Origin of the sequence: Pseudomonas sp. o96-267, assembly GCF_003935465.1 — a bacterium.
GTDB classification, from domain to species: domain Bacteria; phylum Pseudomonadota; class Gammaproteobacteria; order Pseudomonadales; family Pseudomonadaceae; genus Aquipseudomonas; species Aquipseudomonas sediminis.
This window is the reverse complement of the sequence record NZ_RHQP01000009.1, coordinates 90934-117436: the sequence shown is the minus strand read 5'-3', so window position 1 is coordinate 117436 and position 26503 is coordinate 90934. Positions and strand designations below refer to the sequence as shown.

Sequence of the window (26503 nt, the reverse complement as noted above, 5' to 3'; positions counted from 1 at the left end):
CCCCCCCCCACCCCCCCCCGCCGCGGGTTTGGGGGCTCGGTTTTTTTAAACCACCCCCCCCCCACACCCAACCCCCCCCCGCGGCCCGGGCCCCGGCCCCGCGGCGACGAGCCTCAATGCGCCTCGTCCCAATTGGCGCCGACGCCGACCTCCACCAGTAGCGGTACATCCAGGTCGGCGGCGCCACTCATCAGGCTCTTGAGTTTGGCGCTGACCTCGTCGATCAGTTCCTCACGCACCTCCAGCACCAGTTCGTCGTGCACCTGCATGATGATGCGTGCATCGATGCCGCTGTCCTGCAGCCAGCTGTCCACGGCGATCATGGCGCGCTTGATGATGTCCGCAGCGGTACCCTGCATCGGCGCATTGATCGCCGCGCGCTCGGCGCCCTTGCGCATGGCCTGGTTCTGCGCATGGATTTCCGGCAGGTACAGGCGACGGCCGTAGACCGTCTCCACATAACCCTGCTCGGCGGCCTGGGCGCGGGTGCTTTCCATGTAGATCAGCACGCCCGGATAACGGGCGAAGTAACGATCGATGTAGGCCTGCGCTTCCTTGCGTTCGACATCGATCTGCTTGGCCAGACCAAAAGCGCTCATGCCGTAGATCAGACCGAAGTTGATGGCCTTGGCCTTACGCCGCTGATCGCTGGTCACCTCTTCCAGTGCCACACCAAACACCTCGGCAGCAGTGGCCCTGTGCACGTCCAGGTCATGGTGGAAGGCATCGAGCAGACCTTTGTCCTTGGCCAGGTGGGCCATGATGCGCAACTCGATCTGCGAGTAGTCCGCCGCCATCAGCTTGTAGCCCTTGGGCGCCACGAAGGCCTGGCGGATGCGCCGGCCTTCGGCGGTGCGGATCGGGATGTTCTGCAGGTTCGGGTCGCTGGAGGACAGGCGGCCAGTGGCGGCGACCGCCTGGTGATAGCTGGTATGGATACGCCCGGTGCGCGGGTTGATCTGCTCCGGCAGCTTGTCGGTGTAGGTGCTCTTGAGCTTACTCAGGCTGCGGTACTGCATCAGCACCTTGGGCAGTTCGAAATCCTGCTCGGCCAGTTCTGCCAGCACCGCTTCGGCGGTGGAGGGTTGGCCCTTGGCAGTCTTGCTGATCACCGGGTAACCGAGCTTTTCGTAGAGGATCACGCCGAGTTGCTTGGGTGAGGCCAGATTGAATTCCTCACCGGCGATCTCGAACGCCTTGCGCTCCAGCTCCACCAGTTTCTCGCCCAGCTCGACACTCTGCTCGCCGAGCAGCTTGGCATCGACCAGCGCGCCGTTGCGCTCGATGCGCGCCAGCACCGGTACCAACGGGATTTCGATGTCGCGCAGCACCTTGGCCAGGGACGGCACAGCTTCGAGGCGTCCCCACAGTTCCTGATGCAGACGCAAGGTCACGTCGGCATCCTCGGCGGCGTACGGGCCGGCTTGTTCCAGGGCAATCTGGTCGAAGGTCAGCTGCTTGGCGCCCTTGCCGGCGATGTCCTCGAAGCGGATGGTGCTGTGGTTCAGGTACTTCAGCGCCAGGCTGTCCATGTCGTGACGGGTGGCGGTGGAGTCCAGCACGTAGGATTCGAGCATGGTGTCGAAGGCCACGCCCTGCACCGTGATCGGTGTGCTGGCGTTAGCCAGGACGTTGATGTCGTACTTGGCGTGCTGGCCGACCTTGGCCTTGGCCGGGTCTTCGAGGATCGGCTTGAGCGCCTTGAGCACCGCGTCGCGGTCGAGCTGCTGCGGCACGCCCATGTAGCTGTGCGCCAGCGGGATATAGGCCGCTTCGCCCACTTTGACCGCGAAGGACAGGCCGACCAGTTGCGCCTGCTGCGCATCGACGCTGGTGGTCTCGCTGTCGAAGGCGATCAGCTCGGCCTGCTCCAGTTTCTTCAGCCAGGCATCGAACTGCGCCTGCTCCAGTACCAACTGGTAATCACCATTGCTGGCTGGTGCTGGCTCGGCGGTTTCCTCAACGGCATCACCAGTCGGCTCGGCGAACAGATCGCCAGCCGGCGCAGCAGCCTTGGCCGCCAGCGCCTTGTTCTGGCGCAGCAGGTCATCCAGCCAATTCTTGAACTCCAGCTCGCCGTACAGCTCCACCAGCGCGGCCTGATCCGGTTCGCCGGGATGCAGCGACTCAATCTCGATATTCAGCGGCACGTCGGTCTTAATGGTCGCCAGCTGATAGGACAGGTAAGCCATCTCGCGGTGCTCTTCGAGCTTGGCTGGCAGGCCCTTGGCGCCACGGATCGGCAGCTCGGGCACCTTGTCGAGGTTGGCGTAGAGCACGTCGAGGCCGCCGCCGATACCAACCAGCAAGCCCAAAGCGGTTTTCTCACCGACACCAGGCACACCCGGAATGTTGTCGACCTTGTCGCCCATCAGCGCCAGGTAGTCGATGATCAGCTCAGGGCCGACACCGAATTTCTCCTTTACGCCATCGGCATCGTAGACGCTTCCCGTCATGGTGTTGACCAGCGTAACGTGCGGGCAGACCAGCTGCGCCATGTCCTTGTCACCAGTGGAGATGACCACGTTGCGCTTTTCCCCGGCCGCCTGGCGCGCCAGGGTGCCGATCACGTCATCGGCTTCAACCCCCTCGACGCACAGCAGCGGCAACCCCAGGGCACGCACGCTGGCATGCAGCGGCTCAACCTGGACGCGCAACTCGTCCGGCATGGATGGCCGATTGGCCTTGTACTCGGCGAATAGCTCATCGCGGAAGGTGCCGCCCTTGGCGTCGAAGACCACGGCAAAGGGGCTGTTCGGGTACTGCTTGCGCAGGCTCTTGAGCATGTTCAGCACGCCCTTCACCGCTCCGGTGGGCATGCCTTTGGAAGTGGTCAGCGGCGGCAGGGCGTGGAAGGCGCGGTACAGATACGAGGAACCGTCGACCAGAACGAGAGGGGCTTGGCTCATGCGCGGGATCAACCTTTTCGGCGGGTGCAGCGGTAGAATGGCTGCATCGGTAAAAAACGAAGGAGCAAGGTTACCATGGGTACAGTCAATCGCTTGTTGCTGGTCGGCCTGCTGGCCTGTGTGCCACTTGCCGCTCACGCCGAAGATCCAGTGTCTGCCGATCCCGATGTGACCATCCGCCAGGACGGCGACCGCACCATTCAGGAATACCGGGTCAATGGCTTCCTCTATGCCATCAAGGTCATCCCGAAGAACGGCAAACCCTATTTTCTCGTGCGCGCCGATGGTAGCGACGGCAACTTCGTACGTTCGGACGATCCGGACATGCTGATCCCCTCGTGGGAAATCTTTAGCTGGTAAGTCATTAAGGTCTGATATGTCGGTATTCACCCCCCTGGAGCGTCATGAGCTCGAAGTCTTCCTGGCGCCCTATGGACTTGGCCGGTTGCGTGACTTCCAGGGCATTGCTGCGGGCAGCGAAAACAGCAACTTCTTCGTCAGCCTGGAGCAGGGCGAATATGTCCTGACCTTGGTCGAACGCGGCCCGATGGCCGACCTGCCGTTCTTCATCGAATTGCTCGACGTGCTGCACGACGCCGGCCTGCCGGTGCCCTACGCCCTGCGGACGCAGGACGACGAGGCATTGCGCACCCTGGCGGAGAAACCGGCGCTATTGCAGCCCCGGTTGTCAGGCAAGCATGTGCGCGAGGCCAACGCCCATCACTGCCAGGAAGTGGGTAGCCTGCTGGCGCGCATTCACCTAGCCACTCGCGAACAGCCGGTGGAACGTCGCAGCGACCGCGGGCTGGATTGGATGCTGGCCGAAGGTCCGAGCCAGGCGCTGAAGCTTGATGAACAGGCGTTGCCGCTACTACGTGATGCACTGGCCGAGATCGCCGAGCTGAAGCCGCGCATCCTCGCCCTGCCGCGTGCCAACCTGCATGCCGACCTGTTCCGCGACAACGTGCTGTTCGACGGCAACCACCTGGCAGGGGTGATCGACTTCTACAACGCCTGCTCGGGGCCGATGCTCTACGACCTGGCCATCACCCTCAACGACTGGTGCTCGAACGAAGACGGCAGCCTCGATGGCGCTCGCGCCCGTGCGCTGCTAGGTGCCTATGCAGCGCTACGCCCGTTCAGCGCTGCCGAAGCGGAGCTGTGGCCAGCCATGCTGCGCGTGGCCTGCGTGCGTTTCTGGCTGTCACGTCTGATCGCCGCCGAGTCGTTCGCCGGGCAGGAAGTGCTGATTCATGATCCGGCCGAATTCCAACGGCGCCTGGCACAACGTCAGCAGGTCAACCTGCCGCTGCCGTTCGCGCTTTAGGGCACGCCCCGTAGGGTGCGCCGTGCGCACCAATGCCTTTGAGCGCACGCCGGTACGCGCGGCGCACCCTACAATCCCAAACTCAGGGCAGTAGCCCGGATGAGATCCGGGAAACTCTGTGCCATACAGCCTTGATGGTAACGGTTCGCAGGCGCACCCAAGCCGATCAGCTACCCGAAACCAGTCCCGGCAATTGCTCGGCCAGTTTGGCGTTGTTGATCGGCGCACGGATGAAGCCGCGCTGGGTGCCATCCGGGCCGATGATCACCAGATTGCCGCTGTGATCGACGGTGTAATTTTCCTTGCTGGTGTCAGCCGGGATGTAGGGAATGCTCACCGAGTTGGCGAATTTCTGCAGGGTTTCCTCTTCGCCGGTCAGACCTTTGAAGCCCGCATTGAAGAAGCCCAGGTACTTGCTCAACTGCTCCGGCGTATCGCGATGGGGGTCGACGCTGACCATCACCACGCTCAGCCGTGCGCGAGTTTCTTCGGGCAGCTGGGTCTGCAATTGGCGCAGCTGAGCGAGGGTGGCCGGGCAGATGTCCGGGCAGAAGGTATAGCCGAAGAACAGCAGCTTCCAGTCACCCTTGAGCTGATCAACCGCGACTTCCTTGCCCTCCTGATCGACCAGGCTCAGCGACGGCAGGCTCCGGTTCTGCGGCAGCAGGACGATACCTGCGTCGAGCAGCGCCGCCGGGTCGCCCTGGCTTTTGCTGCTGAGCACCTTGTTGACGGTAAGCCCCAGCACCAGGGCCACGATTGCGACAAGAACGAAAACCGTTGTGTGGGTACGAGTCATGAAAAGCCTTAGATATTCAGCAGCAGGTAGTGGTCCGCGAGCAGCGCGATAAACAGCAGGAACAGGTACCAGATACTGTACTTGAAGGTGTTGATCGCGGCGTGCGGTTTGCTGTCACGGTACAGCACCCAGGCCCAGTGCAGGAAGCGGCCGCCCAGCAGCACAGCGCAGGCCAGGTAAAGCGGCCCGCTCATGTGGATGGCGTAGGGCAGCAGGGTTACCGCGAACATCACCAGGGTGTAGAGCAGGATATGCACCTTGGTGTAGTGCTCACCGTGGGTCACCGGCAGCATGGGAACGTCGGCCTTGGCATATTCTTCCTTGCGGTGGATGGCCAGGGCCCAGAAATGCGGCGGCGTCCAGGCGAAGATGATCAGCACCAGCAGCAGCGGCTCGGCACTGAGGTGACCGGTGACGGCAACCCAACCCAGCAACGGTGGGGCAGCACCCGCCAGGCCGCCGATCACGATGTTCTGCGGCGTGGCGCGCTTGAGAAAGCCGGTGTAGATCACCGCATAGCCGAGCAATGAGGCCAGGGTCAGCCAGGCAGCCAACTCGTTGGTGAACACCATCAGCAGGCTCATGCCGGCGATGGCCAGCAGCAGGGCGAAGGTCAGCGCCGCCACCGGCGAGACACGCCCGGCGGTGACCGGACGTTTGTGCGTGCGCGCCATGATCGAGTCGATGCGCCGATCTACCACATGGTTGACCGCAGCCGCCGCGCCTGCACACAGGCCGATGCCGAGGTTGCCGAACAGCAGCACGGTCCAGGGCACACCGGCACGGGTAGCGAGGAACATGCCGACCAGCGAGGTGATCAGCATCAACATCACCACCCGCGGTTTGGTCAGCTCCAGATAATCGCGCCAGGTGGCGTGTTCGGAGTGAGCTCGCAGCATTGTCGCCATGGCATTGCTCCTTGATTCGTTATTTACCGGCCTTGAACCAGACCGTTGGAAACCAGAGTCGTGCGCCTGCCCACCAGATCGGATGCTTCGCGAACCGCCGCAGAAACAGCCCTCAGGCGATAGTTGATCAGCACCATCACCAGCAGCAGAGCAGCGCCACCAGCGTTGTGTGCCACTGCCACCAGCAGCGGTAGATGGAAGATCACGTTGCTGATACCCAGGCCAACCTGCAGAGCCAGCGCCAGCAGCAGCAGACCGGCCAGGCGCGGCAGCTTGGCAATGCGCAACTGCCAGGCCAGAGCCAACAGCGCCAGCGTTACCAGCAGCGCTCCGATGCGGTGGCTCATGTGAATGGCGGTGCGCGCGTCACTGTCGAGCTGCCCGCCCAGGTAGTTGGGGCCGATGTGCTGGGTCAGGTGAAAGCCCTTGCCGAAATCCATCGCCGGCCACCACTCGCCGTGACAGGTGGGCAGGTCGACACAGGCGACAGCGGCGTAGTTGGAACTGACCCAGCCGCCTAGGGTGATCTGCCCGATCACAAGCAGCAGGCATGCCGCCGCCAATGTCCGAAGGCGCCCCGGCAACTGCAACGGGGCGAATCGTCCAGACAGGCGCAAAGTGAGCAAGGTCAACAGACTGAGCGTGGCGAAACCGCCTAGCAGGTGAGCGGTGACCACTTGCGGCCATAGCTGCAGGGTGACCGTCCACATGCCGAAGGCGCCCTGCAGAATCACCAGCGCCAGAATCGCCAGCGGCAACTTGAGCGGCTGAGTTGGCTCCGCACGACGGCGCACGGACAGGGCAGCAATGGCGAGGATCACCAACCCCAGTGCACCGGCAAAGTAGCGATGGATCATCTCGTACCAGCCCTTGGCAACCTCTACCGGCGCCTCGGGAAAACGCGCTTCAGCGATGGCCTGCTTGTGCTCGCTCATCGGTACGCCGAGAAACCCGTAGCAGCCTGGCCAATCCGGGCAACCCAGCCCGGCATGGGTCAGTCGGGTGTAGGCACCTAGCAGCACCACCACCACGGTCAGGAGGGTCGCGAACAACGCTAGACGGTAACCGGGCTTGTGCATGTCTACTCCTTGGGCACTGGGCCTGACGCTCTGTCGATATGGACAGAGCGTGGCGTCAACCGATCAGGGAAATTTTCAGCAGGTAGCGCAGATCATCGAGAATGGCCTTGCCCTTGCTGCCGGCCGGATAGCGCAGCACCAGATTGCCGTGTGGGTCGACCAGCCACAGCTGTGCACCCTGAACCGCCTCGGCGGCCTTGTCGTAGGCCTGCAGATCCAGTTGATAGCGTCCAAGTTGCGGGTACTCGCGCTTGAGCGTTGCGTCGTACTCGGCCGGCAGTGGTTCGGCCAGCGCCAGGCCGTGACTCGCGCGGGCAGTCTCGCGATTGAGGCCAATCTGGATCTGCCGCGCCAGGTAAACCAGCTGCTGACAGTCGGCCTCACAGGCGCCCGGTGCTGTCACCAGAATCTGCCACAGCGGCTCCACCTCGCCCTGTACGCCGAGATCGGCAAGGGTGCGCCCATCGCCGATCAGCACACCGTGGTAGCTGCGCGTCTCTGGCACCCAGAAGCGCCATTTGTACATGGCGTTAGCCAGGAACATCGGGCCGATGATAATGGCCAGGATCAACAACAACTGCAGGCGACCACGCCCCTTGCGCGGTGCCTCAGGCATGGCGATGGCTGGGTTCATGACGATGCTCCCGTGCATTGTGAATTCCGAGATAAATGAACAGGCCAAACAGCGCGGCAGCCAGAGAGAACCACTGCACCGCATAGCCAAGATGTTTGCTGGGGCTCATGGCCACGATTGGCCAGTCGACGCGATAACTGGCCGGCCCGGGCTCCAGACGTACCTCGAAAGGCAGACCACCACGACCCAGCTGGCGCCAGAGACTGTCGGCCTCGACCTGCGTGATCAGTCGCGGCCAGCCATCGGTCGCTGCACCGGAGCGCAGATTGAAACCGCCAGAAGGCGCGACATAGACCCAGGCAGTGAGTTGCAGCACGCCGTCAGGGCTATCGAAAGGCGGCGTTGTACGCCGATCCGGCCAAGGCAGCCAGCCGCGATTGAGCAACACCCAAAGACCGCTGGACTGATCGTAAAAAGGCTGCAGCAACTCGACACCGGCATGGCCATCACGGATACGGCTATCGAGCAACAGGCTGTGCTCGGTATCGAAGTGCCCACGCAGTTGAACGCGGCGGTAGGCAGGATCACGCATGGGCTCGAGCTGCTCGAGGCTGATCGGCTCGGCCGTCCGCCGTGCCTCGAAGCTGGCCAACAGCTGGCGTTTCTCTTCGCCACGCTGCAGCTGCCAGAAACCCAGCCAGAGCAACCCCGGCAGCAGCAGGGCAACCAGCACGCTGGGCAACCAACCGGGACGGAAGGCGCTCATTGCGCCCTGCCGATACGGTCTGGGTTGCTGGCTATACTGCAATGCATCACGTCAATCCCCCGGAGTCTCACATGCTCAAGGCCGCGATCGTCCTCATGCTGCTGGCAACCATCGCCAGCCTGTTCAGCGGCCTGTTCTTCCTGGTCAAGGACGAAGGCCATGGTTCCCGCGTGGTCGGCGCGCTGACTGTCCGTGTCGGCCTGACCGCTATTACCGTTGCCCTGATCGCCTGGGGCTTCTACTCAGGGCAACTGGTCTCTCACGTTACCTGGTAGCCCCCGCTACAGTACGTAGACGAAGATGAACAGGCCGAGCCAGACCACATCGACGAAGTGCCAGTACCAGGAGGCTGCCTCGAAGCCGAAGTGCTGATCGGCGTCGAAGTGACCTCGCATGATCCGCACCAGCATTACCACCAGAATCAGCGTACCGAGCGTCACGTGCGCACCGTGAAAGCCGGTGAGCATGAAGAAGGTGGCGCCGTAGATGCCTGAGCCAAGCGTCAGCCCAAGCTCGGTGTAGGCCTCGATGTACTCCTCGACCTGAAAGAACAGGAATGCCAGGGCCAGCACGATGGTCGCCGCCAGCCAGGCCTTGAGCGGGCCGCGGTGGTTCTTCTTCAGGGCATGATGGGCGAAGGTGATGGTGACGCTGGAGGACACCAGCAAGATGGTGTTGACCAGCGGCAGGTGCCAGGGATCGATCACCCCGCTCGGTGGCGGGAACAGCTTGGAGTCGGGGTTCTGCAACATCGGCCAGCTGTATTCGAAGCCGTCCCAGAGCATGTTGGCCACGCCCTTGTCACCTTCACCGCCGAGCCAGGGGCCGGCCCACATGCGGATGTAGAACAGGGCGCCGAAGAAGGCGACGAAGAACATCACCTCGGAAAAGATGAACCAACTCATGCCCCAGCGAAAGGAACGGTCCATCTGTGCGCTGTACAGACCGCTGCGGCTTTCCTTGATGACGTTGCCAAACCAGCCGAACAGCATCCAGGCCAGGATCAGCCCGCCGACGAAGAAGATCAGCGGCCCGTTGGAGCCTTCACGACCCGCCGACAGATCGTTGAACCAGGTGCCAACGCCGTAGAAGCTGACCAGCAGACCAATGGTGGCGACGATGGGCCACTTGCTCTGCGCCGGTACGTAATAGTTCTCGTGACTTTCGTGACTCGACATTGTTGTTCTCCTTATGGAGCCTGTGCCACTGGCGGTTTGCGCGCGGTGATATCGAACAGGGTGTAGCCCAAGGTCAGGTGCTTCACGTCCTGCGGCAGGTCGCGGTCGACGATGAAGCGCACCGGCATTTCGATGCGCTCGCCTGGCTGCAACACCTGCTGGGTAAAGCAGAAACACTCGGTCTTGTGAAAGAAGGCCGCCGCCTTCGAAGGCGATACGCTGGGAATCGCCTGCGCGCTCATCGGTTGGTCGCTGGGGTTATAGGCGACGAACAGCATGTCGCGCGCCTCGCCCGGGTGAACCAGGATCTCGTCAGCCTGCGGGCCGAACTCCCAGACCATGCCGGCGGCGTTGGTGGCGAGAAACTGCACGCGCACCTGGCGCTGCTCATCCACCATTTGCTCGCCCTGGTAGGCCCCTGCCGTCTTGCCGTTGATGCCGAAGACCCGGCACATGGCGTCGTAGAACGGCGGCAGGACGAAGATGCCGAAGCAGAACATCACCACCACCACGAGCAGCAGACGGGTAACCAGGCGACGAGTCGCGATGACCTCGCTCACGGCAGACCTCCTATTTCACTTCCGGCGGCGTGCTGAAGGTGTGGTAGGGCGCCGGTGAAGGCACCGTCCACTCCAGGCCTTCGGCACCGTCCCAGGGTTTCGCCGGGGCCGGCTTGCCGCCGCGAATGCACTTGATGACGATGAACAGGAACAGCAACTGAGTAGCCCCGAACATGAACGCGCCGATACTGGAGATCATGTTGAAGTTGGCGAACATCATGTTGTAGTCGGGGATACGCCGCGGCATGCCAGCCAGGCCAACGAAGTGCATCGGGAAGAACGCCAGGTTCATGCCGATGAAGCTCATCCAGAAATGCAGCTTGGCCAGGGTTTCGTCATACATGTGGCCGGTCCACTTCGGCAGCCAGTAGTAGGCCGAGGCGAAGATGCCGAAGATCGCGCCGGGCACCAGCACGTAGTGGAAATGCGCCACCACGAAGTAGGTGTCGTGATACTGGAAGTCCGCCGGGGCGATGGCCAGCATCAAGCCGGAGAAACCACCGATGGTGAACAGGATGACGAAGGCCACCGAGAACAGCATCGGCGCCTCGAAGGTCATCGAGCCCTGCCACATCGTGCTGGCCCAGTTGAACACCTTCACCCCGGTGGGCACGGCGATCAGCATCGTCGCGTACATGAAGAACAGCTCGCCAGTCAGCGGAATGCCGACGGTGAACATGTGGTGCGCCCAGACGATGAACGACAGGAAGGCGATCGCCGCCGTGGCGTAGACCATCGAGGTGTAGCCGAACAGCGGCTTGCGCGCGAACGCCGGGATGATCGAGCTGACCGCGCCGAAGGCGGGCAGAATCATGATGTACACCTCGGGGTGACCGAAGAACCAGAACACATGCTGGAACAGCACCGGATCACCACCGCCAGCAGCGTTGAAGAAGCTGGTGCCGAAGTGGATGTCCATCAGCATCATGGTCACGCAGCCAGCCAGTACCGGCATCACCGCAATCAGCAGAAACGCCGTGATCAGCCAGGTCCAGACGAACAGCGGCATCTTCATCAGGGTCATGCCGGGGGCGCGCAGGTTGAGGATGGTGGCGACCACGTTGATCGCCCCCATGATCGAACTGATGCCCATCAGGTGTACGGCGAAGATGAAGAAGGTGGTGCTCTCCGGCCCGTAGGTGGTCGACAGTGGCGCGTAGAAGGTCCAGCCGAAGTTCGGCCCGCCACCTTCCATGAACAATGTCGAGACCAGCAAGCCGAATGCCGCGGGCAACAGCCAGAAGCTGAAGTTGTTCATCCGTGGCAGGGCCATGTCCGGCGCGCCGATCATCAGCGGGATCATCCAGTTGGCGAGACCGACGAAGGCCGGCATCACCGCACCGAAGACCATGATCAGGCCGTGCATGGTGGTCATCTGGTTGAAGAATTCCGGTTGCACGATCTGCAGGCCCGGCTGGAACAGCTCGGCACGGATGACCATGGCCATCGAGCCGCCCAGCAGGAACATGCAGAAGCTGAACCACAGGTACATCGTGCCGATGTCCTTGTGGTTGGTAGTCAGCACCCAGCGCATCAGGCCCTTGGCCGGGCCATGGTGGTGGTCAGTATGACCGTGGTCGATCACTGCACTCATGTCCTTACTCCTGCGCCTTGGAGAAATCGAGAATGTCCTTGGGCGTGACCATGTCACCGACATTGTTGCCCCAGGCGTTGCGCTCGTAGGTGATGATGGCGGCCAGGTCGACCGGCGACAGCTGCTTGCCGAAGGCGGCCATGGAGGTACCCGGCTTGCCTTGGTAGACGATGTGGATATGCCCCTCGGCCGGCCCGGTGGCGATGGCCGAGCCCTTGAGCGCCGGGAACATCGGTGGCAGACCTTCACCGGTAGGCTGGTGGCAGGCTGCGCAAGAGGTGTTGTAGGCCTTCTCACCACGCGCCATCAGCTCTTCCATGGTCCATTCCTTGCTGGTCAGCTCACGCTCAGCGGCGGCAGCCTGCTTGCGCTCGGCCAGCCAGGCATCGAAGTCTTCCTTGGACTTGGCCTCGACCACCACCGGCATGAACCCGTGGTCCTTGCCGCACAGCTCGGTGCACTGGCCACGGTAGATGCCGGGCTCCTCGATGCGTGTCCAGGATTCGTTGATGAACCCGGGGATGGCGTCTTTCTTCACTGCCAGTGCCGGTACCCACCAGGAGTGAATGACGTCGGCGGCGGTGATCAGGAAGCGCACCTTGGTGCCCACCGGCACCACCAGCGGCTCGTCGACTTCCAGCAGGTAGTGTTCGCCCTTGGCTTCGCGGTTATTGATCTGCGAACGCGGCGTGGTCAGGTTGCTGAAGAATTCGACATCCTGACCCAGATACTTGTAGTGCCACTTCCACTGGTAGCCAGTGACCTGAATATCCAGCTCGGACTCGGAGGTGTCGTAGATCTCGATCAGCGTCTTGGTCGCCGGGATCGCCATCACCACCAGAATGGCCAATGGCACCACGGTCCAGAGAATCTCGACGGTTGTGCTTTCGTGAAAATGCGCGGGTTTCTGGCCGGTGGAGCGGCGGTGCATGATCATCGACCAGAACATGGCGCCGAACACGATCACACCGATCACAACGCAGATCCAGAAAATGGTCATGTGCAGATCGAAAACGGAGCGGCTGACGTCGGTTACACCGGGCGCCATATTGACCGTCCACTGCGCGTGCGCCGAGCCTAATGCCAGCCACAGCAGGAGGCCCATCCAGACTCGTGGATGTCGCATCATTGCGGGTTCCCCTTGATTGTTCTTGTTATCCCGCCGGCTGAGCCTGCGGCAAAGGGATCGACTGCCATAGAGCGACAAGGCGGAATCACTGTCCGCGTACCGCGCTCAACTGCTGGCGACTACTGCCGAAACCTCTCCGTGCCTGAGCTCGTCCGGTTCCATCAGGTACTGCCTTTCGAACTCGAGTATAGACGGGGAGTTGCACCTGGCAACGTACGCGCAAAAATCGCCGAAGGCGCGCAAGCCTTGTGCTAAACGCCCCGACTGACGCGGGGTGTAGCCGTTCTGATACAGGCATTTATAGCCAACTCGCATAAGTATGAAAAAGTTATGACAATCGCGTCTTAGCCGACTGCCGGAGCCGGCTAAGGTTCACGTCCATGTCCTGAAATGTAGGAGCCGTCATGAACACCGCCGCCCTTCGTCAATTGATCACACAGGCTCGTCAGCAGGAAAGTGGCAGCCAGGCTCTCTCGCGCTACCTGCAGGCTCAGCTGGAGCGCCTGCACCCGTCCATCCGTCTACCGGAGGATGATGCGCCTGGGGCACTGACCGCCTTCGTCATCGCCTATATCGAGGAGGTGCCGGACGTGCTCGACGCGGCTGCCGAAGTAGCGCGCGAAGCAGGAATCGAGGCTGCCGTGAAACCGGTGCTGAAGATCGCCGAGCATTTCTTCCTGCAGCCACCAGCGCTGATGGAGGGTCACGAAGGACTCGAAGGCCTGCTCGATGAGGCCTACCTGGCTCATCGCCTGGTGGAAGAGGTCAATGACCGCTACATCGCGCACCTCGGCCAGCCGCTGATCCCGCTGGACACCACTCGCGCCAACCTGATCGCCCACCAGTTGATTGGCGAGCCCTTCGCCAACCAGCTCGACGAAGCGGTGCATCATGCCTTGGCCGGTATGCTCGATGACGCCAGCTTCGACCAACCCTCGGTGCAGGCCTACCGCGAACGTCTGGCGGCGCCGGATACCGCCTCGGCCTGGCGGCGCTGGCCCTGCCTGTCGCAGCAGCTCGGCCTGGAGCTGCAACTCAAGGCGTGATCAGCAGCAGGATCAGGGTCAAGGTCAGCAGCGAGCCGAGGGTAGAGAACAGAATCGCCCGCGACACCAGCGCCGCCTGGCGCTGGTAGTACTCGGCGAGCATGAACGGCCCAGTGCCCGTTGGCAGCGCGCTGAGCAGCAACGCGGCATGTGCCCAGAACGGCGGCAGGTCGAGCAGCACGAAGGCAATGAACCAGGTCACCAGCGGCTGCAGCACCAGCTTCAAGGCCACCAGCGGCCAGGCGCCTTCGCTCGGCCCGCTCTGCCGCTGAGCCAGGAACAACCCCAGCGACACCAGTGCACAGGGCACCGTGGCGGCGCCGAGCAGGCGCAGAAGTTCGTCCAGCGCCGCGGGCATCTGCACGCCACCAAACGCCCAAGCAGCACCAAGCAATGGCGCGACCACCAGCGGGTTTTTCAGGAGCGCCATGACTACCTGAGCGATGGCGCCGCCCAACCCCTTCTTGCTCTGCAGACCTACCTCGATGCACACCACTGCCAGGCCGAACAGCACACAGACCACCATCAGCGAGGCGATCAAGGCCGGCGCCATGCCGTCCTCGCCCAGTACCAGCACGCACAGCGGAATGCCGATATAGCCGGTGTTGGCGTAACCGGCGCTGAGCCCGTCGATACTGGCGTCGACCAGGCTGCCAGTGGTTTTCCAGCGATACACCAGCGTGACCAGAAATACCGCGAGCATGCCGCCGGTAAAGGCAAGCAAGAAACCGGGCTGCCAGATGTGTGCCCAGTCGGCCTTGGCCGTAAGGCTGAACAGCAACGCAGGCAGGCCGAGCCAGACCACGAAGCGGTTCATCTCCGATGCGGCGGTCTCTCCCAAGCGATTGGTTCGCCGGCAGATGAAACCAACCAGGATCAGGCCGAAGATCGGCAGCAGTACATTGAGAACGGTGGACATCGAACCACGCCAGCGACAGGGGAGGACCGAGACTAGGTGGCCGCGCTGCTCAGGGCAAGCGCCTACCTGTGATTCCGTAGCCCCCGCAGGCGTCTAGCTCTGACCTGCCGGGACGCTCCCCGGCCTACTCGCGAGCCCGAACATGCAAGCGCTGTTGACCGAAATTCTCGATGAAGTCCGCCCGCTGATCGGCCAGGGCAAGGTGGCCGATTACATTCCAGCGCTGGCCAGCGTGGTGCCTGACCAACTGGGCATCGCCGTATACGGCAACGACGGCCAGGTACATGTCGCCGGCGATGCACGTACGCCCTTCTCGATCCAGAGCATTTCCAAGGTGTTCAGCCTGGTCCAGGCCATCGGCCACAGCGGCGAGAGCATCTGGCAGCGCCTGGGCCATGAGCCGTCCGGACAGCCGTTCAACTCGCTGGTGCAGCTGGAGTTCGAGCGGGGCAAGCCGCGCAATCCGTTCATCAATGCCGGTGCCCTGGTGATCTGCGACATCAACCAGTCGCGCTATGCCGCACCGGCGCTGTCGATGCGCGATTTCGTCCGGCGCCTGTCGGGCAATCCGGATGTGACGGTGGACAACCACGTCGCCGAATCGGAATACCAGCATCGTGCGCGCAATGCCGCAGCGGCCTACCTGATGCAGTCGTTCGGTAATTTTCATAACGAAGTCGAGGCGGTATTGCGCAGCTATTTCAGTTGCTGCGCGCTGCGCATGAGCTGCGTCGACCTGGCGCGCGCCTTCGGCTTCCTGGCCAACCAGGGGTTCTGCCAGCACAGCGGCGAGCAGGTGCTGTCGCCCCGCCAGACCAAGCAGATCAACGCCATCATGGCCACCAGCGGCCTGTATGACGAAGCGGGCAACTTCGCCTACCGCGTTGGCCTGCCGGGCAAGAGCGGCGTCGGCGGCGGCATCCTCGCCGTGGTACCGGGGCAGTTCAGCGTGTGCGTGTGGTCGCCGGAGCTCAATGCTGCGGGCAACTCCCTGGCCGGGATCAAGGCGCTTGAGCTGCTCAGCGAACGCATCGGCTGGTCGGTATTCTGAGGTATGGTCACAGGGGCCGGCGCAGTGCTGTGTCGGTGCCCATTGATCAGCCCTGGAGTGCTTATGTCGTTGCCTGAATACCACATGTTCGCCGCCGCGCCCGAGCCAGTCGCGCCGTTCTCCCATGCTTGCGAAGCCGATGGCTGGGTGTTCATCACCGGCCAGTTGCCCATCGACCCAGGCAACGAAGCGGCGCCGCTGCCCGAAGGCATCGAGGCGCAAACCCACAAGACCTTCGACAACCTGCTGGTGGTCTTGAAAGGCTTGGGGCTGGGCCTGGAAAACGTGGTGTCGGCTCGTGCCTTCCTCACCGATTTCTATGGTGACTACGCGCGCTTCAACGCGGTGTACGCCAGCTACTTCCCCGAAGGCAAACGCCCGGCACGCACCTGCATCGGCACCACCGGTCTGGCGCGCCATGCCCTGGTGGAGATCGATTTCATTGCGCGGCGGCCCTGAGGCTGGCTACAACAGCTTGCGGTACTGCACGAACCCCGAGCGTTCGCCGATGCGCTCGTAAAGCAGCTTGGCCTGGCTGTTGGTTTCATGGGTCAGCCAGTGCACCCGCGAGCAGCCGGCGGCGCTCGCCTGCTCAAACACATGCTGGATCAACTTGCGCCCGATGCCGCCGCTGCGCTCGCCCTTGGCGATGAAAATATCCTGCAGGTAGCAGTAGTCGCCGGTGGTCCAGGTCGAGCGGTGGATGACCCAGTGCACCAAACCTATAGCCTGCCCATCACGCCAGGCCAGGGCGGCGCCCATCGGCTCGGCCGGGTCGAGAAAACGCTGCCAGGTAACGGCGCTGGTCTCGGCTGGAATCTCGGTCATGTAGAAGCGCTGGTAGCCCTGCCACAGGGGCAACCAGGCTTCTTGATCGGCAGCGATTACAGGGCGAATGTCGATACTCATCGTCCTTCCTCTGTTTGGGCAGGTGGATCAGTCGCTCATCTCACCACAGAGATCGCGCGCCAGCCAGTGCTCGACCTGCGTTTGCGGCAAACCGGCGCCGAGCAGGGCAAACAGCTTGCCCAGTGCGGCCTCACGGGTCATGCCGCCACAGGACACCAGGCCGACCTCGGCCAGACGGCTGCCGGCCGCATACACACCAAACTGCACGTGGCCTTGCGGGCACTGGCTGATCGCCGCCAGCACCACGCCGCGCTGGTGCGCCTCACGCAGCACGCTCATCAATGGCGCGTCGCCGGCCGGGCCGGTACCGCTGCCGTAGCACTCCAACAGCAACCCCTGCACGCCGCTGGCCAGCAGGGCTTGCAGATGCCCAGCCTGCACGGCCGGATGCAGCGGCAGCACGGCAAGGTTCACAGCCTGACGCGGCTGGCGGAAATCGATACGGGCATCGACCGTGGCCCGCTCGGCCTGACGCTGACGCGGCAGCACCTGGAAGGCGTCGAACGCATCGCTGCGCAACTTCGAGCAACGTGCGCCATGCAGTAGCTGCCCGTTGAAATACAGGTGCACGCCCGGCTTCACGCCGCGGTACAGCGCACGCATGGCGCCGAACAGGTTGGGCCAGGCATCTCCACCATCGACACCAGCCGGCTGCATGGCACCCGTAAGCACCACCGGTACGTCGAGCCCGAGCAGCAGGAAGCTCAACGCCGCAGCGCTGTAGGCCAGGGTATCGGTGCCGTGCAGTACCAGCACGGCGTCGTGGCCATCGGTCTGTACCGCAGTGACGATTTCGTCGCGCAGCGCCAGCCAGTGGCCGGTGTTCATGTTGGCGCTGTCGATCAACGGCAGCAGCTCGCGGAAGCTCCATTGCGGCAGCTCACTGGCGTTCTCGCCGGCTTGCTGGCTGCGCATGCGCGCCTCGAAACCCGAGGCCGGCGCCAGGCCGTCTGCGCTCATCTGCATGCCGATGGTGCCGCCTGTGTACAGCACCAGGAGTTTTTCTGGGGTTGCCATGGGCTCTCCTCACAAATCACGGGCCTGCGCGACATTCTTAACGTCGCTTACGACTGCCCGAACAATGGCTGCCAACGCTGGCAGGCAAGAAAAAGGGGGCCTCGCCCCCTTCTTCCATCTGAGTCAGATCAGCGCTGGTAGACTCGATCCCCGATTTCCGCCTGGTCGGCGGTTTCACCTGGCTGGCTACCCCAGACGGCAGGGTCGAGGTCCAGATCAGCGAACTGCTTGGCATCCAATACCGGCGACTCAACACCCGCCTTGATCTGGCTATCGTAGTCGCGCATCAGGCGCATGCCCACTTTGAACAGCAGCGCCAGAGCGATGAGGTTGGCGATGGCTAGCAGACCCATGGTCACATCGGCGAAGGCGAACACGGTGCCCAGATCCTGCACCGAACCCCACAGCACCAGACCGACCACCAGCACGCGGTAGATCATTACCGGGCCGCGCTTCTGGCTGAAGAAGCCGAGGGCATTTTCGCCGAGGTAGTAGTTGTAGATCAGGGTGGTGAAGACGAACAACAGCAGCGCCAGGCTGACGAACACCCTGCCCCACTCGCCGACCACGGCGGCCACCGCGCTCTGGGTCAGTACCACACCGGCCTGTTCCATACCCGGCTGATACACGCCCGACAGCAGGATGATCAGCGCCGTGCAGCTGCACAGGATCAGGGTGTCGATGAACACACTGAGCGACTGCACGATGCCTTGCGCGGCCGGGTGCTTGACCTCGGCGACAGCGGCCACGTTCGGTGCACTGCCCAGGCCGGCTTCGTTGGAAAACAGGCCGCGCTTGACGCCCATGATGATGGCCGCGCCGATGCCGCCGGCGAAGGCCGGCTCGAGGCCGAAGGCGCTTTTGAAGATCAAGGCGAAAGTGGCTGGAACTTCGTTGATGTTCAGGCCGATCACCAGCAGCGCCATGCCCAGGTAAGAGAACGCCATCACCGGCACCAGCACGTCGGCGAACTTGGCGATGCGCTTGATGCCACCGAAGATGATCAGGCCGATGACCGCGGTCAGGGCGATGCCGCTGGCCAGGGTCGGGATGCCGAAGGTGTCGTGCAGCGAGCTGGCGACGGTGAAGGACTGCACGGCGTTGAAGCCGAAGCCGAAGGTCACCAGCAGCAGGATCGACACGACGATACCCAGCCAGCGTTGACCAAGGCCGTGCTGGATGTAGAAAGCCGGACCACCGCGGTAGCCGCCATCGGCCTCGCGACGTTTGTACAGCTGCGCCAGCGAGCACTCGAAATAGCTGGTAGCCATGCCGACCAGGGCCACGACCCACATCCAGAAGATGGCGCCCGGGCCACCGAGCATGATCGCCACCGATACACCGGCGATGTTGCCGGCGCCCACGCGGCCAGCCACCGACAGCATCAGCGCCTGGAACGAGCTGAGCTGGCCCGGCTGACGCTGGAATGCCTCGCCGAAGATGCGAAACATGCTGCCGAAGTAGCGGAACTGAACGAAGCGCGAAGCGATGGTGAAGTACAGGCCGAGACCGATCAGCATCACGATCAGCAGCTTGCTCCAGATGAGGTCATTGAGAAGATCGAGCATGGAGGCTTTCTCTCTTGTTGTTCTGAATGGGAATGCGCCGCACCGGGCGGGTGGCGCAATCTTTGGTGAAGGCGCCGCGCGGGACAATTTCGCAGGTCGCGGCGACCTGATGCGAGTTGATGCTAGAATCGCGTCATTCGCATCAGCTGGAGCGGCCATATGTCCGATTCCCTCGGCAGCAATCTGAAATTGCTTTGCAGCCATTACCGCTCGATTGCCGAGGTATGTCGCAAGCTGTCGATCAACCGCGCGCAGTTCAACCGCTACCTGGCCGGGCAGAGCCGACCGACCACGCACAATCTCAAGCGCATCTGCGATTTCTTCGGCGTCGAACCTTTCGAGCTGAGCATGCCGGCCGAGCAGTTCACCCGCCTGATCGGCGCACGCAGCGGTGATGCGCAGCCGCACAGTGGCAACGATCCATTGCTGGAGCTGTTCACGCCGTTGCGCCGTCAGGCCAGCCCGATGGAGCGCTACTGCGGCTACTACTTCGAATACTCCAACTGCATGTCGGTGCCGGGGCATGTGCTGCTATCGCTGGTGCACCTGCGCGAGGAGCGCGGCAACTACCTGTTCGAGCGCCAGGAACGTCAGGAGCGGCAGGAACCCGCACGTGGCGAGGACTGGGTGCGCTGCCGCTACCTGGGCACGGCGTTCTTCCTGCAGGACCGCCTGTTTCTGGTGGACTACGAGTCACTCACCGGCAACGAGATGAGCCAGACCATCCTCATCCCCAGCTTCAAGAGCCGCATCATCCGCCTCAATGGCATCAAGACCGGCGTCTCCAGCGGTGACCGGCGCACGCCGGCCTGCACCCGCGTGGTCTGGCAGTACCTGGGTAACGAGATCAACCGGGTCAACGCCTATCGCCAGCTGATGCTCTACGCACCGGACGACCCGCGCATCGACGACGACATCCGCGAGCGCCTGGGCGGCGCACAGCTACGCAATGGACTGTTCGAGATGGAGTGATGCACTACTCGCGCAGCATCTCCAGACGCTGCCGCTGCTGGCCCCGCTCGTCGAAGTTATCCACCGCCAGCCAGCGCTCGAAGGTCTCCCGGCGGGCGGGCCATTCACCGTCGATGATGGAGAACCAGGCGGTGTCGCGGTTACGCCCCTTGCGCACCATGTGCTGACGGAACAGCCCTTCCTGGGTGAAACCAAAGCGCTCGGCGGCGCGCAGCGAGCGGGCATTGGCCGCGTCGCACTTCCATTCCAGGCGCCGGTAGCCGAGGTCGTCGAAAGCATGCCGCGCCAGCAGATAGATCGCCTCGGTCGCCCCCGCCGTGCGCTGCATCGGCGCGCCGAAGGCGACGTGGCCGATTTCGATGCTGCCGTCCTGCGCGGTGATACGCAGGTAGCTGAACAGCCCCAGGGCGAGGCCGCTGGCCAGGTCGACCACCGCGTAGAACAGCGGATCGCGGCTCTGCGCATTGCCGGCCAACCAGGCATCGAAGACGCCACGCTCGGTGAAGGGGCCGTAGGGCAGATAATCCCAGAGCGCCGGGTCCGGACCCTGCAGCGCGCGCCACAGATCATCGCCATGCCGCGCGACATCGAGCGCTTCGAGACGCACGAAACGGCCTTGCAACGAGCGCTGGTCCGGTGCGGGACGGGGTTGCCAGTGAGCGAGATCACGCGTCATCAGAAGAGCTTCCTGTACTGAATGAAACCGGAGCGGTCGCCAATGCGGTCGTAGAGCATACGCCCCTGGTAATTGGTTTCCTGGGTCAGCCAATGCACGCGGCTGGCACCGGCAGCGCGCGCCTCAGTGTAAACATGCTCGATCAGCGCGCGACCGATGCCGCCACCGCGAATGTGCTCGGCGACGAACAGATCCTGCAGGTAGCAGTAGTCACCATTCGTCCAGCAACTGCGGTGATAGATGAAGTGCACCAGGCCGACCGCCTCGCCGTCCTGCCAGGCCAGAGCGGCGTGCATCGGCTCGGCCGGGTCGAGAAAGCGCTGCCAGGTGAGGGCGCTGGTCTCGGCGGGGATCTCGGCCTGGTAGAAGCGCTGGTAACCCTGCCAAAGCGGCAGCCAGACAGCGTGATCGGCAGCGGTGATGGGGCGGATGTCGAGCATGATGGCCTTCTTGTGGAGTCAGTCGGTGGGATGCATCTGCGCTGCCAGTTCGTGGTCACGCGGGCTGGCGGACGTCGCCAGGCCGGCGCAGACACCGGCCTGGTCTGCCTCGGAACGGTTCTGGCTAAGTTTCCATTTGCCTTCGAGCCGGCGAATCGGCAGGGCGAAACCGACGATGGCGCGCAGCATGGCGTCGATGTAGTCGCGCGGCGCATCGCTGACCGCCCAGGGCTGCGGGCGGCCCCGTTCGTGGCGCTCGCTGAGGCGGCTGACCAGTTGCAGCAGACGCTCAGGCTCGTCGAACACTTCCGCTTGGCCCCAGGCATGCACGGCAATGTAATTCCAGGTCGGCACCACCATGCCGTGCTCGGCCTTGACCGGATACCAGCCGGGATGCACGTACGCATCCGCGCCGCTGAACACCACCAGCGCCTCGGCACCGCTGGCCAGATCACGCCAGTGCGGATTGGCCCGGGCAAAGTGGCCGTACAGGGTGCCTAACTCGCCTTCTTCAGGCGCCAGCAGCAGCGGTAGATGACTGGCCTGCAAGCCCTGCGTACCGCTGCTGGTCACGATGGCCAGTCCACTGGCCTGAATCTGCGCATGCAGGGTGGGCAGGTCGTCCTGACGAAAGACGGCGGGACAGTACATGAGGGCTTCTCCTGGCGTGATGGGGCCATGCTAGGCAGGATATTGGCCTGATGTAAGATCCATTCCTGACGACTTTCACAGAGCCAATTTACCGATCATGACGCGCTCGTCCGCCTTGCCATTCGATCTCTCCGGCATTCACCTGGAGCCCGGTCAGGGCCTGGCGCGCCAGCTTTACCAAGCCTTGCGCGAGCGCATCCTCGACGGCCGCCTGGCCAGTGGCACACGCCTGCCGGCCAGCCGTGAGCTGGCCACGCTGCTCGGCATCTCGCGCAACACCGTGACCCGTGCACTGGACCAGCTGTACGCCGAGGGCTACGTCAACGGACGAGTCGGCGATGGCACCTACGTCGCCGATCTGCCGCACAGCCGGCCTGCCCCGGTGGCAGCCGTCGCCCCGGCAGCGGCCAGCCCGGCAATGCCGCTGTTGCACAACCACCACCTGGCCACGCCCGCCAAGGGCGCGCCACGCGCCTTCCGCATCGGTGTGCCGGCGTTCGACCTGTTTCCCTTCGAGACCTGGGCACGCCTGCAGGCGCGCTTCTGGCGCAAACCGTCGCCGGCCCGACTGGGCTATGGCGACCCTGCCGGAGACCTGCAGCTGCGCGAGCTGATCGCCGCCTATCTGCGCAACAGCCGCGGCCTGACTTGCGAGGCGCAGCAGGTCCTGATCACCTGCGGCTCGCAGCAGGCCATCAGCCTCTGCGCGCAGTTGCTGGTACAACCCGGCGCGCGAGTGGCGCTGGAAAATCCCGGCTACCGCGCGGCGGGCCATGCCTTCGCAGTGGCCGGCGCGCAACTGTGCGGCATCGCGGTGGACGGCGAAGGCATGGATATCGACGCGCTACAGCGCCTCAACGATTGTCAGCTGGCCTATGTCACGCCCGCGCACCAGTATCCCACCGGCGTGACCCTGTCGCTGCCACGGCGCCTGGCATTGCTGGAGTGGGCCAAGCGCGTGAACGGCTGGATCATCGAGGACGATTACGACGGCGAGTACCGCTACAGCGGTACGCCGCTCGCCCCGCTGGCGGCGCTGGACGAGCAACAGCGGGTGATCTACATCGGCACCTTCGGCAAGCTCGCCTTTCCGGCACTGCGCCTGGGCTATCTGGTGCTGCCGCCTGCGCTGGCCGAGAGCTTCGCCCGGCGCCAGGCGCTGGAGATGCGCCACTCGGAGGTCGGTACCCAAGCGGTGATGGCCGAATTCATCGCTGCCGGGCACTTCCAGCGCCACGTACGGCGCATGCGCCAGGCCGCACGCAGCCGGCGCGACGCCTTGCTCGCGGCCTGGCCGGCGATGATTCCGGGATGCTCTTCGCTACCGGCTGTGGACGCCGGCCTGCACTTGAGCATCAAGGTGGAGAGTCTTGCGCGGGAACGCGAGCTGATCACCGCCGCACGCGCCGCCGGCATCGAGATGAATCCCTTGAGCGACTACTGGCTGCCCGGCAGCGAAACGGCTGAGGATGCTCGCGCCGGGCTGGTGCTCGGTTTTGCTGCGGTGCCAGAGGCGCAGATCGTCGAGGCGGTGCAGCGGCTAAGGCAGGCCTGGAAGCTGTAGCAAGCCGAGATAGAGCCTGTGGGAGGGGCGTTCGGCTCTGGCATCCTGCTTCGCTCTACCTCCTGCATCCATGCAGTCGTAGCCGCGACTGGTGTATCGCATCTACCCCAGAGTGTCGGGCAAAAAAAGGGATGGCCGAGGCCATCCCTGAAGGTTGAGGCTGGTGAAGGCCTCCTATGAATCAGGTTGTCAGCTATGCAGACGGGCAGGCAGCTGACGGTCGGCGTTGCCGAATCGCCAATCAGGACTGCAAGGGCACCAGGCGCGGGGCGATCATGTTCTCGGGGCGCAGGATGTCGGCCAGAGTGGACTCGTCCAGCAGTTGCTCCTCGCGCACCAGCTCCAGCACGCCGCGTCCGTTTTCCAGAGCGACCTTGGCGATGCGGGTGGCATTCTCGTAGCCGATGTAGGGGTTCAGCGCGGTGATCAGGCCAATGGAGTTTTCCATCAGTTCACGGCAGCGCGCCTCGTTGGCGGTGATGCCGTCGATGCACAGCTCGCGCAGCATATCCATGGCGCGGGTCAGCAGGCGGATCGAGTCGAAGATCTTGTAGGCGATCAGCGGCTCCATCACGTTCAGCTGCAGCTGGCCGCCCTCGGCTGCCATGGTCAGGGCCAGGTCGTTGCCGATCACTTCGAAGGCCACCTGGTTGACCGCCTCGGGGATCACCGGGTTGACCTTGCCCGGCATGATCGAGCTACCCGGCTGACGCGGTGGCAGGTTGATTTCGTTGATGCCGGTACGCGGGCCGCTGGAGAGCAGGCGCAGGTCGTTGCAGATCTTCGACAGCTTGACCGCGGTGCGCTTGAGCATGCCGGAGAACAGCACGAAGGCGCCCATGTCGCTGGTGGCTTCGATCAGGTCGGCAGCCGGGGTCAGCGGGTGACCGCTGATGATGGCCAGGCGCTTGACCGCCAGGGCCTGGTATTTCGGATCGGCATTGATGCCGGTGCCGATCGCGGTACCGCCCAGGTTGACTTCGGTGAGCAGGGTCGGCGCCAGCAGTTTCAGATGTTGCAAGTCTTCACCCAGGGTGGTGGCGAAGGCACGGAACTCCTGACCGAGGGTCATCGGCACGGCGTCCTGCAACTGGGTGCGGCCCATCTTCAGCACGTGGCCGAATTCCAGACCCTTGGCGGCGAACGACTGAATCAGCTTGTCCAGCGCACTCAGCAGGCTGTCGTGACCGAGCAGCAGGCCGAGGCGGATGGCGGTCGGGTAGGCGTCGTTGGTCGACTGCGCCATGTTCACGTCGTTGTTCGGGTGCAGGTGCTGGTACTGGCCCTTCTCATGACCCATGGCCTCGAGGGCGATGTTGGCGATCACCTCGTTGGCATTCATGTTGGTCGAGGTGCCGGCGCCGCCCTGGATCATGTCGACCACGAACTGCTCGTGGAACTCGCCCTGGATGATGCGTGCACAGGCAGTGCTGATCGCCGTGTGCTTGGCAGCGGACAGGTGGCCCAGCTCGCGGTTGGCGTCAGCCGAAGCCTGCTTGACCATAGCCAGGCCGATCACCAGCTTCGGGTAGTGCGACAGTGGCACGCCAGACAGGCGGAAGTTCTGCACGGCGCGCAGAGTCTGAATCCCGTAGTAGGCATCAGCGGAGACTTCGAGGGTACCGAGCAGGTCTTTTTCGACGCGAACAGATGCAGCAGAGGACATGATAGAAATGACTCTTGGGAAATACGGCGAGTGCCGCGATGCCCATAGAATAGGGGCCTTGACCGTCTCGCTACCAATGCCGTTACTTGCTGCCCTATGCATGATCGGCATAATGTGGATGTGACCGCAACAATGCACCAACCGTGTGCACTGCCCTGACATGAGCGGAGGACGCGCCCGTGAACCTGGAAACCAAATGGCTGGAAGACTTCGTCACCCTGGCCGCGACCCGCAGTTTCTCCCAGTCGGCGCAAAAGCGCTTCGTCACCCAGCCGGCGTTTAGCCGGCGTATCCGCAGCCTCGAGGCCGCATTGGGGCTGACGCTGGTTAACCGTTCGCGCACGCCGGTGGAGCTGACCGAGTCCGGCCAGCTGTTTCTGCTCACCGCACGCAGCATGGTCGAGCAGCTGGGTGAGGTGGTGCGTCACCTGCATCACCTCGAAGGACAACAGGGCGAAGCGCTGCAAATAGCAGCGGCGCACTCGCTGGTATTCGGCTTCTTTCCCGAATGGATCGCCCGCCTGCGCCGCGATGGCCTGCCGCTGAGCACCCGCCTGGTGGCGACCAACGTCGGCGAAGCGGTGCACTCGCTGCGTGAGGGCACCTGCGACCTGATCCTCGCTTACCACGACCAGGACGCCGCCGTGCAGCTGGCACCGGACATGTTCCCGTCCTTGCACCTGGGCTACAGCGAAATGCTGCCGGTATGCGCCGCGGATGAAACAGGCGCACCCCTGTTCGACCTGGACACCGGACAGAGCGTGCCGCTGCTGGCCTACAGCGCCGGCACCTTCCTCGGCCGCTCGGTGAACCTGCTGCTGCGCCAGCGCGCCCTGCGCTCGACCACCGTGCATGAAACCGCCATGGCTGACAGCCTCAAAGCCATGGCCATGCAAGGCCTGGGCGTGGCATGGGTACCGCGCCTGTCGATGAGCCCCGAGCTGGCCCGTGGCGAACTGGTGGTGTGCGGCAAGGAACACTGGCATATCCCGCTGGAGATTCGCCTGTATCGCTGGGGCATGTCGCGCAAGGCGGCCGTGCGACTACTGTGGCGCAAGCTGGAGACGGGCGAGGTGGGCAGCTGAGTGAACGGGTAGGGTGCGCTGTGCGCACCGATATTCGCGCGGTGCGCACGGCGCACCCTACGGGTACGGCAATCGCGGCTGAAGCCGCTCCTACAGAGCATCACATACCCCGTAGG

The 26503-nt window shown here is 63.5% G+C and carries 27 protein-coding genes; 9 read left to right on the top strand and 18 right to left on the bottom strand.

Translation table 11 applies throughout. From position 1 onward, the window contains the following. Positions 1-113: 113 nt before the first annotated feature. The gene (gene polA / locus EGJ86_RS08525) at positions 114-2909 is read right to left on the bottom strand and encodes a DNA polymerase I (protein ID WP_125834776.1); all 2796 of its coding nucleotides are present in this window, start codon (positions 2907-2909) and stop codon (positions 114-116) included. A 75-nt stretch (positions 2910-2984) separates the two neighbouring features. On the opposite strand from polA, the gene EGJ86_RS08520 reads away from it, so the two are divergent. Further along, complete coding sequence (locus EGJ86_RS08520; RefSeq protein WP_125834775.1) at positions 2985-3269, top strand: DUF2782 domain-containing protein; 285 nt, start codon at positions 2985-2987, stop codon at positions 3267-3269. 16 nt (positions 3270-3285) lie between these two features. After that, the gene (locus EGJ86_RS08515) at positions 3286-4236 is read left to right on the top strand and encodes a homoserine kinase (RefSeq protein ID WP_125834774.1); all 951 of its coding nucleotides are present in this window, start codon (positions 3286-3288) and stop codon (positions 4234-4236) included. Positions 4237-4402: 166 nt separating this feature from the next. On the opposite strand, the gene EGJ86_RS08510 is transcribed toward EGJ86_RS08515, so the two are convergent. Genes EGJ86_RS08510 through EGJ86_RS08490 form a run of 5 tightly spaced genes read right to left on the bottom strand, consistent with a single transcriptional unit; the run spans position 4403 to position 8362 of the window. Continuing rightward, complete coding sequence (locus tag EGJ86_RS08510; protein ID WP_099524929.1) at positions 4403-5035, bottom strand: SCO family protein; 633 nt, start codon at positions 5033-5035, stop codon at positions 4403-4405. An 8-nt stretch (positions 5036-5043) separates the two neighbouring features. Next, on the bottom strand, positions 5044-5943 hold the full coding sequence (cyoE, locus tag EGJ86_RS08505) for a heme o synthase (RefSeq protein ID WP_125834773.1): 900 nt from the start codon (positions 5941-5943) through the stop codon (positions 5044-5046). A 23-nt stretch (positions 5944-5966) separates the two neighbouring features. Continuing rightward, entirely contained in the window at positions 5967-7022 is a 1056-nt protein-coding gene (locus EGJ86_RS08500; RefSeq protein WP_125834772.1) for a heme A synthase, read from the bottom strand. A 55-nt stretch (positions 7023-7077) separates the two neighbouring features. After that, positions 7078-7656: a hypothetical protein gene (locus tag EGJ86_RS08495; protein WP_055986032.1), complete on the bottom strand. Its 579-nt coding sequence runs from the start codon at positions 7654-7656 to the stop codon at positions 7078-7080. Next, positions 7631-8362 carry an SURF1 family protein gene (locus tag EGJ86_RS08490; RefSeq protein ID WP_055986034.1) on the bottom strand — a complete coding sequence of 244 codons (732 nt, stop codon included), beginning with the start codon at positions 8360-8362 and terminating at the stop codon, positions 7631-7633. Before EGJ86_RS08490 ends, EGJ86_RS08495 begins: the two co-directional genes overlap by 26 nt. Positions 8363-8433: 71 nt before the next feature. Between EGJ86_RS08490 and EGJ86_RS08485 the strand changes: the two genes are divergently transcribed. Continuing rightward, on the top strand, positions 8434-8637 hold the full coding sequence (locus EGJ86_RS08485; protein WP_017676409.1) for a twin transmembrane helix small protein: 204 nt from the start codon (positions 8434-8436) through the stop codon (positions 8635-8637). 6 nt (positions 8638-8643) lie between these two features. Here EGJ86_RS08485 and EGJ86_RS08480 read toward each other — a convergent pair whose 3' ends face one another. The 4 genes from EGJ86_RS08480 to coxB are packed head-to-tail and all read right to left on the bottom strand — an operon-like array spanning position 8644 to position 12823. Beyond that, positions 8644-9540, bottom strand: coding sequence for a cytochrome c oxidase subunit 3 (locus tag EGJ86_RS08480; protein ID WP_106734722.1), 897 nt, complete (start codon positions 9538-9540; stop codon positions 8644-8646). Positions 9541-9551: 11 nt separating this feature from the next. Further along, positions 9552-10100, bottom strand: coding sequence for a cytochrome c oxidase assembly protein (locus EGJ86_RS08475; protein WP_125834771.1), 549 nt, complete (start codon positions 10098-10100; stop codon positions 9552-9554). Positions 10101-10110: 10 nt separating this feature from the next. Then, positions 10111-11694, bottom strand: a complete 1584-nt coding sequence (gene ctaD / locus EGJ86_RS08470; RefSeq protein ID WP_017676406.1) for a cytochrome c oxidase subunit I — start codon at positions 11692-11694, stop codon at positions 10111-10113. 4 nt (positions 11695-11698) lie between these two features. Beyond that, a complete protein-coding gene (coxB, locus tag EGJ86_RS08465; protein WP_026088514.1) occupies positions 11699-12823 on the bottom strand; it encodes a cytochrome c oxidase subunit II in 1125 nt (374 codons plus the stop codon). A gap of 404 nt (positions 12824-13227) precedes the next feature. Here coxB and EGJ86_RS08460 point away from each other — a divergent pair, with 404 nt between their 5' ends. Then, positions 13228-13869: a hypothetical protein gene (locus EGJ86_RS08460; protein ID WP_125834770.1), complete on the top strand. Its 642-nt coding sequence runs from the start codon at positions 13228-13230 to the stop codon at positions 13867-13869. Here EGJ86_RS08460 and EGJ86_RS08455 read toward each other — a convergent pair. Continuing rightward, positions 13859-14788, bottom strand: coding sequence for an AEC family transporter (locus EGJ86_RS08455; protein WP_125834769.1), 930 nt, complete (start codon positions 14786-14788; stop codon positions 13859-13861). The two genes, EGJ86_RS08460 and EGJ86_RS08455, sit on opposite strands and share 11 nt — an antisense overlap. 142 nt (positions 14789-14930) lie before the next feature. On the opposite strand from EGJ86_RS08455, the gene glsB reads away from it, so the two are divergent. Together glsB and EGJ86_RS08445 are read left to right on the top strand one after the other, a co-directional pair. Next, positions 14931-15839 (top strand): glutaminase B, encoded by a 909-nt coding sequence (gene glsB, locus EGJ86_RS08450; RefSeq protein WP_125834768.1) that lies wholly within the window; start codon positions 14931-14933, stop codon positions 15837-15839. A gap of 63 nt (positions 15840-15902) precedes the next feature. Then, on the top strand, positions 15903-16298 hold the full coding sequence (locus EGJ86_RS08445) for a RidA family protein (protein ID WP_125834767.1): 396 nt from the start codon (positions 15903-15905) through the stop codon (positions 16296-16298). Between the two features lie 6 nt (positions 16299-16304). On the opposite strand, the gene EGJ86_RS08440 is transcribed toward EGJ86_RS08445, so the two are convergent. From EGJ86_RS08440 to EGJ86_RS08430, 3 genes are all read right to left on the bottom strand, one after another. After that, on the bottom strand, positions 16305-16748 hold the full coding sequence (locus tag EGJ86_RS08440; protein WP_125834766.1) for a GNAT family N-acetyltransferase: 444 nt from the start codon (positions 16746-16748) through the stop codon (positions 16305-16307). Positions 16749-16775: 27 nt separating this feature from the next. Then, complete coding sequence (locus tag EGJ86_RS08435) at positions 16776-17765, bottom strand: asparaginase (protein ID WP_125834765.1); 990 nt, start codon at positions 17763-17765, stop codon at positions 16776-16778. Between the two features lie 128 nt (positions 17766-17893). Next, positions 17894-19333: a sodium:alanine symporter family protein gene (locus tag EGJ86_RS08430; RefSeq protein WP_125834764.1), complete on the bottom strand. Its 1440-nt coding sequence runs from the start codon at positions 19331-19333 to the stop codon at positions 17894-17896. Between the two features lie 159 nt (positions 19334-19492). On the opposite strand from EGJ86_RS08430, the gene EGJ86_RS08425 reads away from it, so the two are divergent. Next, complete coding sequence (locus tag EGJ86_RS08425; protein ID WP_099524942.1) at positions 19493-20305, top strand: helix-turn-helix transcriptional regulator; 813 nt, start codon at positions 19493-19495, stop codon at positions 20303-20305. Positions 20306-20309: 4 nt separating this feature from the next. On the opposite strand, the gene EGJ86_RS08420 is transcribed toward EGJ86_RS08425, so the two are convergent. The 3 genes from EGJ86_RS08420 to EGJ86_RS08410 are packed head-to-tail and all read right to left on the bottom strand — an operon-like array spanning position 20310 to position 22072. After that, complete coding sequence (locus EGJ86_RS08420) at positions 20310-20981, bottom strand: GNAT family N-acetyltransferase (protein WP_125834763.1); 672 nt, start codon at positions 20979-20981, stop codon at positions 20310-20312. After that, complete coding sequence (locus tag EGJ86_RS08415) at positions 20981-21421, bottom strand: GNAT family N-acetyltransferase (RefSeq protein ID WP_125834762.1); 441 nt, start codon at positions 21419-21421, stop codon at positions 20981-20983. The genes EGJ86_RS08420 and EGJ86_RS08415 overlap by 1 nt, the downstream gene beginning before the upstream one ends. Before the next feature lie 18 nt (positions 21422-21439). Beyond that, positions 21440-22072, bottom strand: coding sequence for an FMN-binding negative transcriptional regulator (locus EGJ86_RS08410; protein WP_125834761.1), 633 nt, complete (start codon positions 22070-22072; stop codon positions 21440-21442). A 97-nt stretch (positions 22073-22169) separates the two neighbouring features. On the opposite strand from EGJ86_RS08410, the gene EGJ86_RS08405 reads away from it, so the two are divergent. Further along, the gene (locus EGJ86_RS08405) at positions 22170-23636 is read left to right on the top strand and encodes a PLP-dependent aminotransferase family protein (protein ID WP_125834760.1); all 1467 of its coding nucleotides are present in this window, start codon (positions 22170-22172) and stop codon (positions 23634-23636) included. Between the two features lie 241 nt (positions 23637-23877). Here EGJ86_RS08405 and EGJ86_RS08400 read toward each other — a convergent pair whose 3' ends face one another. Then, the gene (locus EGJ86_RS08400; RefSeq protein ID WP_125834759.1) at positions 23878-25302 is read right to left on the bottom strand and encodes an aspartate ammonia-lyase; all 1425 of its coding nucleotides are present in this window, start codon (positions 25300-25302) and stop codon (positions 23878-23880) included. Positions 25303-25481: 179 nt separating this feature from the next. Here EGJ86_RS08400 and EGJ86_RS08395 point away from each other — a divergent pair, with 179 nt between their 5' ends. After that, positions 25482-26387 (top strand): LysR substrate-binding domain-containing protein, encoded by a 906-nt coding sequence (locus EGJ86_RS08395; RefSeq protein WP_125834758.1) that lies wholly within the window; start codon positions 25482-25484, stop codon positions 26385-26387. The last annotated feature ends 116 nt before the right edge of the window (positions 26388-26503 follow it).